Origin of the sequence: Herminiimonas contaminans (assembly GCF_015645465.1) — a bacterium.
GTDB lineage: Bacteria > Pseudomonadota > Gammaproteobacteria > Burkholderiales > Burkholderiaceae_D > Oxalicibacterium > Oxalicibacterium contaminans.
On sequence record NZ_JADOEL010000003.1, the window covers coordinates 65790 to 78152 of the forward strand.

The window sequence follows — 12363 nt, forward strand, 5'->3', positions numbered from 1 at the left end:
AGAAACTGCCAGAACCCATGCAGAAGATGGATCCCGGCTGAAGTACGTGCGTCGGATTAGCGTCCGCGCCCACCCGAGCGGTGTGGTGCCGACGGACGTGCATTCGAGTTGCCGCCGAAGCCGCCGCGGGACGGTCCGTTAGGCTTGCCTGCCGGTGCCTTGCCGGATTTGGCTGGCGCGTTACGACCCTGACCTTGCGGACGGCGACCTGGTGCATCGTTGCTGCGACGCTGGATAGGTTGCGGCTTGGCATTCAGGTCTGGTTCAAAGCCAGGAATCACTTCGGATGGCAGTTTGCGTTTGATCAGCTTTTCGATGTCTTTCAACATTTCCAGTTCATCGACGCAGACCAGCGAGACTGCTTCACCAGTGGCGCCAGCGCGACCGGTACGACCGATGCGGTGTACATAGTCTTCCGGTACGTTAGGCAAGTCATAGTTGACTACGTGTGGCAATTGATCGATGTCGATACCACGGGCAGCGATGTCGGTCGCAACCAGTACTTGCAGGCTGCCGTCCTTGAACTCGCTGAGGGCGCGGGTACGTGCCGACTGACTCTTGTTGCCGTGGATGGCCATGCCGCTGATGCCGTCTTTTTCCAGTTGTTCTACCAGTTTGTTCGCGCCATGCTTGGTGCGGGTAAAGACCAATACCTGCGACCAGTTATTGCTCTTGATCAGGTGCGCCAGCATGGGGTGTTTCTTGTCGCGATCGACCGGATGGATTTTTTGTTCGATGATTTCCACTGTCGAATTGCGACGTGCGACTTCTATGGTCGCAGGCGAATTCAACAAGCCGTCTGCCAGTGCCTTGATCTCGTTCGAGAAGGTGGCGGAGAACAGCAGGTTTTGACGATTCTTCGGCAAGGCTGCGAGGACACGGCGTATGTCTTTGATGAAGCCCATGTCCAGCATGCGATCAGCTTCGTCCAGCACCAGGATCTGGATGTGGTTCAGATTGACCGTGCCTTGTTGCATATGGTCGAGCAGGCGGCCTGGTGTCGCCACCAGGATATCGACGCCATGCTTGAGCATTTTGATTTGCGGGTTGATGCCGACGCCGCCGAAGATCACGGCAGAGTTCAGGTTCAGGTATTTGCCGTAGGTGCGTACGCTTTCTTCGACTTGTGCCGCCAGTTCGCGGGTTGGTGTTAACACCAGTGCACGAATAGGACGTTGTGCGGTAGCAGACGCATGCGGCGTGCCGCTGGTCGCGAGGCGATGCAGTATCGGCAGCGTGAAGCCTGCGGTTTTGCCGGTGCCGGTTTGTGCACCTGCCAGCAAGTCGCCACCTGCCAGTACAGCGGGAATCGCCTGGGCCTGGATAGGGGTAGGGTTGGTGTAACCGCTTTCAGTAACGGCGCGAACAATTCCTTCGGCTAAGCCGAGGTCAGAAAAAGACATGAATACTCAATAGAAAATTATCGGCCTGTCGCCGCAGTGGGCGCCAGTCGCAGGCAAACGGGGATTAGGGTGCGGAAGTCGCAGGACAGCGGCAAGGTGACTGGTGGTATGCCGTGTGCCGCGAGTATAGCAGTAGTGGGCTGGAAGCCGGGGATTACTTGCTGATGCATGGTTGACATGCGTATACCGGAATGAAAAAAGGGAAGTACCAGCTGCTCAATCCGTCAGCGGATACTTCCCTTTCTTGTGCAGAGCTACTTACTTGGCGTATGGGCTCAACAAGGAAACCATTTGCGCAAATACTTTAGGCGTACCAGCGATGACATCACCTTTGTACAAGTAGTCGGATTCACCATCGAAGGTGCCCATGATGCCGCCGGATTCAGTGATCAGCAAAGAACCTGCTGCCATATCCCACGGTTGCAAACCTTTTTCAAAGAAGCCATCGAGACGACCGCAAGCGACATAAGCCAGGTCGAGTGCAGCGGAGCCAGGACGACGCAAACCAGCGCAGCTTTGCGTCATGATCTTGAAGACTTTCAGGTATTCATCAATATCGTCGCCTGCACGGAACGGGAAGCCGGTGCCGATCAGTGCGTCAGCAATCTTGTCGCGCTTGGTGACACGGATGCGTTTTTCATTCAGGTAAGCGCCTGCGCCTTTGGTCGCCGTGAACAAGTCATTGCGGGTCGGGTCGTAGACCACGGCTTGCGTGATCTGGCCGCGTTGTTGCAGGGCGATCGATACGCAGTATTGCGGGAAGCCGTGGATGAAGTTGGTGGTGCCGTCGAGAGGATCGATGATCCAGACGTTGTCGTTTTCGTCGTGCAGATTGCTCGACGCGCCGGATTCTTCGGCGAGGATGGCGTGGTCGGGGTAGGCGGATTTCAGGACTTCTATGATCGCCTGCTCAGCGGCCTGGTCCACTTCGGTCACAAAGTCGTTAGGCTTTTTTTCGGTGACCTTGATACGGTCCAGATCGAAGGACGCGCGATTGATGATGGCAGCGCCGCGGCGGGCAGCTTTGACCGCCGTATTAAGCATGGGATGCATAGAGTTTCCGTTAAAATGGCGGTCCTTACGCCTCAGGGCGAGCAGAACCACCTAAATTGAAATTAATGAGCGATGCGGTATAGAGTTGCCATTTCTGACATGATTCTTACCGCGCAATGCCGCTATTTTAAATGATGCAGCCACAAACCGACACGCCTCTTTTCAATCGACTTCGTTTTATCCTGGTGGAAACCAGCCGTCCCGGCAATATCGGGGCGACCGCGCGCGCTATCAAAAACATGGGTTTTACCGATCTGGTATTGGTCAATCCGCGTTTTCCGGATGCTGCGTTACAGGAAGAGGCGGTTGCGTTTGCCAGTGGTGCGCAGGATATCTTGCAGTCTGCCCGCATCGTTGGTTCGATAGAAGAGGCACTGGTCGATTGCAACTTTGCTGCCGCAGTGACGGCGCGCTTGCGCGAATTCTCGCCACCGGTGATTTCGCCGCGTGCGTTGGCGACGCGTCTGGTTGAGGAGAGCGGTTTGCGCGCAGCGGTGGTGTTTGGCAATGAGCGTTTCGGCTTGCCGAATGAAATCGTGGAAAAGTGCAATGTACTGATCAATATTCCGGCGAACCCGGATTATTCATCGCTGAACCTGGCGCAGGCGGTGCAGGTATTGGCTTATGAGGCACGTATGGCTGCAGTAGGCGAGACGCGTACTGCGACAGAAATCGGCTTCCAGGGTGAGGCCGCGAGCATGGCGCAGATCGATGGCATGTATACGCATCTGGAGCAGGCGCTGGTAGCAATCGACTTCCTTGATGCAAATAATCCGAAGAAGCTGATGCCACGACTGAAGCGCCTGTTTTCCCGTACCCAGCTAGAGACAGAAGAGGTTAATATCCTGCGTGGCATCGCCAAGCAGATACTGGCGCAAAAGAATAAAGGCGGAGATAAAAACTGAGGCGTTTGCCTCAGTTCCAGGTACGCATCAGGCCGACCGCCAGGCCTTCCAGTGCAAATTCGTCGTGCGCCAGGTCCACGAGTATCGGTTCAAAGTCCGGGTTCTCCGGCAGCAATTCAATCAATGAGCCGGATTTCTTGTAACGCTTGACGGTGACTTCTTCACCCAGACGTGCCACCACGATCTGGCCGTTTTTCGCGGTATCGATTTTCTTGACTGCTAGCAGGTCGCCGTCGAGGATGCCGGCGTCGCGCATGGACATGCCGCGTACTTTCAGCAGGAAGTCTGGTTTGGCCGAGAACAGCGAGCGATCTACATCGTAGGTGGCTTCGATATGTTCTTGCGCCAGGATAGGCGAGCCAGCGGCTACGCGACCGACCAGCGGCAGGCTGAGTTGCATCAGGGCTGGATGTGGCAAGGCCATCTGGCGGGCAGAGGAGCGATCATCGCCGTGGCCCATGTCGCGCAGACGGATACCGCGTGAGGTACCGGGGGAAATTTCGATGGCGCCTTTGCGCGCCAGGGCCTGCAAATGTTCTTCGGCCGCATTGGCCGAGCGGAAACCGAGTTCTGTTGCAATTTCGGCACGGGTCGGCGGAAAGCCGGTATTTTCGATCGCATCGCGTATCAAATTCAGGATTTGTTCCTGGCGTGCTGTCAGTTTGATCATTGCGTAGGCCCGTTTGGTGACGGGCGTAGCTGTGACGCCCGTAAACTGTTTGTATGAACAGTCTGTATTTTTATACAGTACATGCCTAAACGCAAGCTGATTTATGCGGTTTCGGTGCAAATTGCGACGTATTCATGCGGGATTGCGGCGATAAACCTGCGTAAGCATTGAGTTTCCCTGCATTTGCGCGTATGATTGCCGGTTTTCCTCTTCCCACACTCGTCTTGACGCCGAGGTGGGCGATTTTCAATCCGACCAAAAGGAGCTTACATGCGTCATTATGAAATCGTATTTATCGTTCATCCGGATCAAAGCGAGCAAGTGCCTGCAATGATCGAGCGCTACAAAGGTATCGTCACCGCACGCGGCGGCGTTATTCACCGTGTCGAAGACTGGGGCCGTCGTCAAATGGCGTACATGATCCAGAAATTGGCAAAAGCGCACTACGTCTGCCTGAACATCGAATGTGACGGCGAAACACTGGCTGAAATCGAAACCGGCTTCAAATTCAACGATGCCGTTCTGCGTCATCTGACAGTGAAAATGAAGAAGGCTGAAACCGCACCATCGCCAATGATGAAGGCTGTGCAGAAGGAAGATGCTGCCAAGAGCCATCGCGCCGAGGCACCCGCTGCCTAATAGCCCTTAGACGTTACCAGACGGAGAGTGAATCAGCTTCAGTTTATTGCGACCATCGCCGAGCGTGAAATTTTGCGCTACACACCGGCCGGTGTCCCGATAGTGTCAGCAGTTTTGCTGCACAGTTCGCAACAGATGGAAGCAGGTATCCCACGATTGGTTGAGTTTGAAATGACCGCGATAGCTGCGGGTGAAATTTCAGGTCGATTCAATCAAGCCGAATTAGGCGGGACATATCAGTTCACTGGATTTCTGGCACGCAAGAGCCGTAACAGCAAAAGCCTTGTTTTCCATCTCACAGATTTCGAGAACCACATTTAGATACAGGAGCCCAAAATGGCATTCGGTAAAAAATTCGACAAGAACAAACTCAAAGAAAAACGCAAACAACAAAACCCATTGTTCAAGCGTAAAAAATTCTGCCGCTTCACCGCTGCACACGTAGAACAAGTTGATTACAAAGACGTAGATACCTTGAAAGACTTCGTTCAGGAAAACGGCAAAATCATGCCAGCACGCCTGACCGGTACCAAGGCTATCTATCAACGTCAGGTTGATACAGCAATCAAACGCGCACGTTACCTCGCGCTGTTGCCGTACACCGATCTGCACAACGCGTAATTAACGACTTGAAATAGGAGAAAAACATGCAAGTCATTCTGTTGGAAAAAGTCGTTAATCTCGGCAACCTCGGTGAAGTTGTAAAAGTCAAAGACGGTTACGCACGTAACTTCCTGATCCCACAACGTAAAGCACGTCGTGCTACCGCTGCTGCAGTCGCTGAATTCGAAGTCAAGCGCGCAGAACTGGAAAAAATCGCTGCAGAAAAACTGGCAGCTTCGCAAGCTCAAGGCGAGAAACTGACCGGTCAAACCGTTCAAATCACGCAAAAATCGGGTGTTGACGGCCGTTTGTTCGGTTCCGTTACCAACTCCGATATCGCTGAGGCGTTGGCAAAACAAGGCTTTGCAGTTGAAAAAGCTCAAGTTCGTCTGCCTACCGGCCCATTGAAAGTTGCTGGCGATCACGTTGTTGCAGTTGCATTGCATACCGACGTAGTCGTTGACGTAACGATCACTGTAATCGGCGACCACGCTTAAGTCGTCTTAAAGTACCTCGGGCACTTGCTGCCCACAAAAAGCCGGGTTTTCCCGGCTTTTTTATTGCCCATTTTCTGAAAGGGTGGGCTCCTAACAGGTATAATTCGCGCCATGAACACCCGTGCCGATCCGCAATTAGAAGCCCTACGCGTCCCCCCGCATTCGATAGAAGCCGAGCAATCTGTTCTCGGCGGCCTGCTGCTGGACAATGCTGCCTGGGATCGTATTGCCGATTTCGTCAATCAGGACGACTTCTATCGCTACGATCACCGGATTATCTTCCAGCACATGGTCAAGCTGATCAACAGCTCCAAACCAGCTGACGTCATCACCGTATTCGAAGCATTGACCAACAGTGGCAAGGCAGAAGAAGTCGGCGGCGTCGCCTACCTCAATGCGCTGGCCCAGAACACCCCATCCGCTGCCAATATCCGCCGCTACGCCGAAATCGTGCGTGATCGCGGCGTGCTGCGCAAACTGATTACAGTTGCTGACGAGATCTCCGGCAACGCTTTCAATCCGCAAGGTAAAGAAGTAAAGCAGATGCTGGACGAGGCCGAATCCAAGATCTTTGCGATTGCGGAAGAGGGCGCACGTGGTGCACAAGGTTTTCAGGAAATTCAGCCCCTGCTGACGCAGGTGGTAGAGCGTATCGACGAGCTGTATAACCGTGACATGCAGAATGACATCACCGGTGTACCTACCGGTTTTGCCGACCTCGACCGCATGACTTCCGGCTTGCAGCCAGGCGATCTGATTATCGTCGCCGGTCGTCCTTCGATGGGTAAGACCGCATTCTCCGTCAATATCGGTGAAAACGTGGCGATCGATAGTGGCTTGCCAGTCGCCGTCTTCTCGATGGAGATGGGTGGCGCTCAGCTGGCAATGCGTATGCTGGGTTCGGTTGGTCGTCTCGATCAGCACCGTCTGCGTACCGGTCGTCTGGCCGACGAAGACTGGCCACGCCTGACGCACGCGATCCAGAAAATGAACGATGCACAGCTGTACATCGATGAAACTCCGGCCTTGAACTCGATCGAGTTGCGTGCCCGTTCGCGTCGTCTGGCGCGTCAATGCGGCAAGCTGGGCCTGATCATCATCGATTACTTGCAACTGATGTCGGCCAACTCCGCCGGTGAAAACCGCGCTACCGAGATTTCCGAGATTTCGCGTAGCCTGAAAGGTCTGGCCAAAGAATTGAATTGCCCGGTGATTGCGCTCTCGCAGTTGAACCGCTCGCTGGAGCAACGTCCTAACAAACGCCCCGTCATGTCCGATCTGCGCGAATCCGGCGCTATCGAACAGGATGCTGACGTGATTCTGTTTATTTATCGCGACGAGGTTTATAACCCCGATTCGCCGGATAAAGGTACTGCCGAGATCATCATTGGTAAGCAGCGTAACGGCCCGATTGGTGCGGTACGCCTGACCTTCCTCGGCCAGTTCACCAAGTTTGAGAATTACACCGGTACCGCTGCCCTGTACCAAGGTGATTAATTAGGGTATCAGTTAGTTTTAGGAATTCTGGTCGGGGTCTGTGCCCTGGTCATCGCAGTATTTCAACATTTTAATATTCAAAGAGAGTAATCATGTTTGGACGACTTCTGCCGAAAGAAGGTAAATTTTTCGATCTCTTCAATGAGCATGCTGAATTTTGCGTGAAGGGTGCACGTGAGATGGTTGCATTGATGACCAATTTCGATGACCTGGAAATTCGTGTACATGCTATCGAAGGCATCGAAAAGCAGGCAGACAAGGTGACACATGCGACGCTGGACGCGCTGCATAAAACCTTCATCACGCCGCTGGATCGCGATGACATCCATCAACTGATTACCCGCATGGACGACATCCTCGACCTGCTCGAAGATGCAGCACAAACCATCTCCCTGTACGACATCAAGGCCATCACACCGGAAGCCAAACGCCTGGCCGAGTTATGCCTGGCTTGTACCGAAAAGGTCAAAGCTGCGGTCGGCCTCCTGCACAACATGGACAACTCGCGCGAAATCCTGACTATCTGCCAGGAAGTGGATCGCCTGGAATCGGATGCCGATCACGTCATGCGCGCTGCAATGTCCAAACTGTTCCGCGAAGAGCCGGACGTGCGCAACCTGATCAAACTCAAAGCCATTTATGAATTGCTGGAAACCGTGACCGACCGTTGCGAAGACGTAGCCAATATCATCGAAGGCATCATTGTCGAGAACGCTTAAGTCCGGCGCAACCCGGCCTGTCTTGCGCTGCTATTACATCGCGCAAGACGGAGCCATAAAGTTTCGCGGTTGCTGACACCGTTGTCCGCGACGTACGCAGAATCAACAAGAAATAAATATCCATGCAAACTCTTCACATGAGCTTTTATGTCCTGGCCTTTTTGATCATATTGGCTTTGGTCTTCGATTTCATGAATGGCTTTCATGACGCGGCTAATGCGATCGCAACGGTCGTCTCTACCGGCGTACTGAAACCGCAAACTGCGGTCATGATGGCGGCCTCATTCAACTTTATTGCGATTGGTGTATTCCACCTGAAAGTCGCATCGATGATAGGCAAGGGCACCATCGATCCTATCGTGATTGACCACTACGTCGTCTTTGGCGCCCTGGTTGGCGCCATCGTCTGGAACGTAGTGACCTGGTACTTCGGTCTGCCATCGTCCTCGTCGCACGCGCTGATCGGTGGTCTGGTTGGTGCTGCAGTAGCCAAAGCCGGTACTGATGCACTGATCGCTTCGGGTCTGATCAAAATCATCGCTTTCATCGTCTTGTCTCCTTTGCTTGGCTTCCTCTTTGGTTCGCTGATGATGGTGCTGGTGTCCTGGCTCTTTGTCAGGTCGACGCCGCGCAATGTGGATCGCTGGTTCCGTCGCCTGCAGCTGGTTTCGGCGGCGATGTACAGCCTGGGCCACGGTGGTAACGATGCACAAAAAACCATGGGTATCATCTGGATGCTGTTGATCGCCGCAGGTGCGACTACCGCTGAAGATCCGCTGCCATGGTGGGTAGTCATCAGCTGCTACAGCGCGATTAGCCTGGGTACCTTGTTTGGTGGCTGGCGTATCGTGAAAACCATGGGGCAGAAAATCACCAAGCTCAAACCAGTTGGCGGCTTCTGTGCTGAAACCGGTGGCGCGATTACCTTGTTCCTGGCAACTGCGCTGGGTGTGCCGGTTTCGACCACGCACACGATTACCGGTGCGATTGTCGGTGTCGGCGCTTCGCGCAAGATGTCGGCTGTGCGTTGGGGTGTGGCGGGTAATATCATCTGGGCCTGGATCTTCACCATTCCGGCTGCAGCGTTTATGGCTGCGATTGCCTGGTGGTTGGGAACGATGATCTTGTAATCATTTCCGTTTAATAAAAAAGCCGCTTCATGCGGCTTTTTTTATTGCGTGTCTGGTTTGTGTGCATATTCACATTGCAAACTTGGCAAGTTCGCGAGGCGTAAAGCTTGACACACTGGTAAGGACATTCTGTCCTAGGGCTTTATGTCCAATGTTGAACACGGTTGGCATAACTTAAAATAAATACACTGCTATGGCGCTGCGATGCAGGATTTTGAGGCAGCGCGCCTCACGATAGATAGCTTCAAGTAATAACCTGGAAATACTGAAAAATCATGGATTGGGTCCCGATAGTCTTCGTTGTGTTCAAAGCCCTCGTGCTTGTCACGGGCATGTACTACGCCATCAAATGGCATTACGACCAAGGGAAAAAGGGCAAGCTGACGGAGAGAGGCGCGGTGTTACGCGCGAGCGGTAAAGTAGTCGCTATCTTCATGCTGTCGCTTCTGATTCTCGGAGGCTTTACATATGTTCTTGTCAGCGTAGCTGGCCTGGATATGGGGTGGCCGTGGTGGTAAAGAGCGGGAGCTGAAAAAGCAGCAGCTTCGCTGATTCACGCTAGTGCATACATAAAATAAACCTAAGTGGCTGCCGGGCCACCCCCGGCAACCCCGCTCTCTACGGAGAGAGCGCCGAATCAGCAACAATCAATACGCAAACCAAGCACCCAATAAAAAAGGCCTGCTAAACAGCAGGCCTTTTTGCAACTACTCAAATTAAAACTAAGCTTACAGCACCTCACTGGCATGATCTGCCAGGCGCGAACGCTCACCGCGTGCCAGAGTGACATGGCCACTATGACCCCAGCCCTTGAAGCGATCAACCACATAGGTCAAGCCGCTCGAGCCTTCGGTCAGGTAAGGCGTATCGATCTGCGCGATGTTACCGAGACAGATGATTTTGGTGCCTGGACCTGCGCGGGTGACCAGGGTTTTCATTTGTTTCGGCGTCAGGTTTTGCGCTTCATCGATGATGAGGAATTTGTTGACGAAGGTACGGCCGCGCATGAAGTTGAGCGACTTGATTTTGATGCGTGAGCGGATGAGGTCTTGCGTTGCGGCGCGGCCCCATTCACCTGCATCATTGTCGGACTTGTTCAGCACTTCCAGGTTGTCGTCGAACGCGCCCATCCATGGCGACATTTTTTCTTCCTCGGTACCAGGCAGGAAGCCAATGTCTTCACCGACCGGCACCGTGACGCGGGTCACGATGATTTCGCTGTAGAGCTTGGTTTCCAGTACCTGTGCCAGACCTGCAGCGAGTGCCAGCAAGGTTTTACCGGTACCCGCCTGACCCAGCAAGGTGACGAAGTCGCACTCAGGGTCCATCAACAGGTTCAGGGCGAAGTTTTGTTCGCGGTTGCGAGCTGTGACGCCCCAGACGCTGTTCTTGGTGTGTGCATAGTCACGCAAGGTCTGGATGACTGCGGTTTTGCCATTGATTTGTCGCACCTGGCCGTAGAACGACGCTTCGCCGTTTTGCGGTTCCATGAAGACAAACTGATTGACCAGCATCGAAGGCACGACCGGACCGCTCAGGCGATAGAAGGTGTAGCCGGTACCGTGTTTGTTTTCCTGCCAGGACTCCATGCCTTTCGCATGCTTGATCCAGAAGTCGTCCGGCAATTGCATGATGCCGGAGTAGAGCAGGTCGGTATCTTCCAGTACGTGGTCGTTCAGGTACTCTTCCGCTGGCAGGCCCATCGCGCGCGCCTTGATGCGCATGTTGATATCTTTCGATACCAGCACGATGGCACGACCCGGATACTGGGCTTCCAGTGCACGTACCACGCCGAGGATCTGGTTGTCGGCTTTGCCCATAGGCAGGCCTTCAGGCAGCGTGACGTTTTGCAGCTTGGTCTGGAAGAACAAACGGCCTTTGGCATCCTTGTTGCCCAGTTTGGACAGCGGGATACCTTCGTCGATCGCATTTTCTTCCACACCGCTGACCAGAGCATCCAGTGAACGGGATACCTGGCGTGCGCTGCGCGCGACTTCGGACATGCCTTTCTTGTGATCGTCGAGTTCTTCCAGCGTCATCATAGGCAGATAGACGTCGTGTTCCTCGAAGCGGAACAGCGAAGTCGGATCGTGCATCAGGACATTGGTGTCGAGTACAAATAATTTGGTGACGCCGGATTTATCAGTCGGGCGACGGGTGCCGGATTTTGGTGCCAGCGCGACGGTTTGTGCCGAGGATGCGGCGCGCGGTTTAGTAGCGGGGGCTTTGTCTGCGATTTTTGCGCGGACAGGTGCCGGGGCTGGGGCTGCTTCAGTTTTGCGTGCTACCGGTTCAATCAGAGTCAGCGATTTGACAATCTTGTCCTTATCCGCCTTCGGATAGTCTCGCGGTGACAGCAATGCAGCAGGCTTGGTCGGTAGTTTAGGCAGGGGCATCAGGACCTCGATCTAGAAAGTTTGAGAACATTTACAACAGGCACTAACGGTGATGCAGACGCGAAAAAGCGCGGTGGAGGAGAAAAAATGGCAAAAGAAAATGCCGGCCGGAGGAGGGTGTACAAATCAAAAAGTAAAAAAGCCGTTTGGGAAGGCTCATGGCCTAATCCGCAAACGGCTTTCTTAGAGAAAAATTCTTTTGAATTCAATGGGTTTTGCAAACCTAAGCAAGAGCCTTCACAAACTCCAGTACGTCATCGATGTGTCCAGGCACTTTCACTCCACGCCATTCTTTCACCAATTTGCCTGACTCGTCAATAATAAAAGTGGAGCGTTCGATACCGCGTACTTTTTTGCCATACATATTTTTCATCTTCATGACATCGAACATGGTGCACAGTGTTTCGTCCGGGTCAGAGATCAGTTCGAAGGGCAGTGCCAGTTTGGCCTTGAAGCCTTCATGCGAACGCAGGCTGTCGCGGCTGACGCCGAATACTTCGGCATTAGCGGCGCGGAATTGCTCATGCAGGTCGCGGAAGTGTATGCCTTCGGTGGTGCAGCCCGGCGTGTTGTCCTTGGGGTAGAAATACAGGACGATTTTTTTCCCTTTGTAATCAGCGAGTTGAAAGGTTTGCTCACCAGTCATGGGCGCGGAAAAATCCGGTACGATTTTGTTCAGGGCAGAAGGGCGTTCTGCTACGGGAGTGGCTTGATCCATTTATCTCACTTTCTCTGCCGATAGTGCAGCGCTGCAGGCGCAGCGGCATGATGGTCGATCGATTTGCTACCAGTTCGGCGTATGCGTGAAAAACGCGAGGAGCAATACGCAATAAGCTATACGGCCGAGCACA

Annotated in this window: 14 protein-coding genes; 9 read left to right on the plus strand and 5 right to left on the minus strand. The window is 53.6% G+C overall.

What is annotated here, in order from left to right; translation table 11 throughout:
- Positions 1–56 precede the first annotated feature (56 nt).
- A complete protein-coding gene (locus tag IXC47_RS04825; RefSeq protein ID WP_175626549.1) occupies positions 57–1403 on the minus strand; it encodes a DEAD/DEAH box helicase in 1347 nt (448 codons plus the stop codon).
- 258 nt (positions 1404–1661) lie between these two features.
- Positions 1662–2456 carry an inositol monophosphatase family protein gene (locus IXC47_RS04830; RefSeq protein WP_175626550.1) on the minus strand — a complete coding sequence of 265 codons (795 nt, stop codon included), beginning with the start codon at positions 2454–2456 and terminating at the stop codon, positions 1662–1664.
- 131 nt (positions 2457–2587) lie between these two features.
- Here IXC47_RS04830 and IXC47_RS04835 point away from each other — a divergent pair, with 131 nt between their 5' ends.
- Positions 2588–3361 carry an RNA methyltransferase gene (locus IXC47_RS04835; RefSeq protein WP_175626551.1) on the plus strand — a complete coding sequence of 258 codons (774 nt, stop codon included), beginning with the start codon at positions 2588–2590 and terminating at the stop codon, positions 3359–3361.
- Between the two features lie 10 nt (positions 3362–3371).
- Here the strand turns inward: IXC47_RS04835 and lexA are convergent, their stop codons facing one another.
- Positions 3372–4031 carry a transcriptional repressor LexA gene (gene lexA, locus IXC47_RS04840; protein ID WP_195874878.1) on the minus strand — a complete coding sequence of 220 codons (660 nt, stop codon included), beginning with the start codon at positions 4029–4031 and terminating at the stop codon, positions 3372–3374.
- 270 nt (positions 4032–4301) lie between these two features.
- Between lexA and rpsF the strand changes: the two genes are divergently transcribed.
- From rpsF to IXC47_RS04880, 8 genes are all read left to right on the plus strand, one after another.
- On the plus strand, positions 4302–4670 hold the full coding sequence (gene rpsF / locus IXC47_RS04845; RefSeq protein ID WP_012079158.1) for a 30S ribosomal protein S6: 369 nt from the start codon (positions 4302–4304) through the stop codon (positions 4668–4670).
- A 27-nt stretch (positions 4671–4697) separates the two neighbouring features.
- Complete coding sequence (gene priB / locus IXC47_RS04850; RefSeq protein ID WP_175626553.1) at positions 4698–4991, plus strand: primosomal replication protein N; 294 nt, start codon at positions 4698–4700, stop codon at positions 4989–4991.
- Between the two features lie 15 nt (positions 4992–5006).
- Positions 5007–5291, plus strand: a complete 285-nt coding sequence (gene rpsR / locus IXC47_RS04855) for a 30S ribosomal protein S18 (RefSeq protein WP_012079160.1) — start codon at positions 5007–5009, stop codon at positions 5289–5291.
- Between the two features lie 26 nt (positions 5292–5317).
- Complete coding sequence (gene rplI / locus IXC47_RS04860; protein ID WP_175626554.1) at positions 5318–5770, plus strand: 50S ribosomal protein L9; 453 nt, start codon at positions 5318–5320, stop codon at positions 5768–5770.
- A 111-nt stretch (positions 5771–5881) separates the two neighbouring features.
- Positions 5882–7267 carry a replicative DNA helicase gene (locus IXC47_RS04865; RefSeq protein ID WP_175626555.1) on the plus strand — a complete coding sequence of 462 codons (1386 nt, stop codon included), beginning with the start codon at positions 5882–5884 and terminating at the stop codon, positions 7265–7267.
- A 92-nt stretch (positions 7268–7359) separates the two neighbouring features.
- Positions 7360–7986 carry a DUF47 domain-containing protein gene (locus IXC47_RS04870; protein WP_124575180.1) on the plus strand — a complete coding sequence of 209 codons (627 nt, stop codon included), beginning with the start codon at positions 7360–7362 and terminating at the stop codon, positions 7984–7986.
- Between the two features lie 122 nt (positions 7987–8108).
- Positions 8109–9116 carry an inorganic phosphate transporter gene (locus IXC47_RS04875; protein ID WP_195874879.1) on the plus strand — a complete coding sequence of 336 codons (1008 nt, stop codon included), beginning with the start codon at positions 8109–8111 and terminating at the stop codon, positions 9114–9116.
- Positions 9117–9391: 275 nt separating this feature from the next.
- On the plus strand, positions 9392–9634 hold the full coding sequence (locus tag IXC47_RS04880) for a hypothetical protein (RefSeq protein ID WP_175626557.1): 243 nt from the start codon (positions 9392–9394) through the stop codon (positions 9632–9634).
- Between the two features lie 210 nt (positions 9635–9844).
- Here IXC47_RS04880 and IXC47_RS04885 read toward each other — a convergent pair whose 3' ends face one another.
- Positions 9845–11512 (minus strand): PhoH family protein, encoded by a 1668-nt coding sequence (locus IXC47_RS04885; protein ID WP_175626558.1) that lies wholly within the window; start codon positions 11510–11512, stop codon positions 9845–9847.
- 223 nt (positions 11513–11735) lie between these two features.
- Positions 11736–12230, minus strand: coding sequence for a peroxiredoxin (locus IXC47_RS04890; protein ID WP_175626559.1), 495 nt, complete (start codon positions 12228–12230; stop codon positions 11736–11738).
- Positions 12231–12363 lie beyond the last annotated feature (133 nt).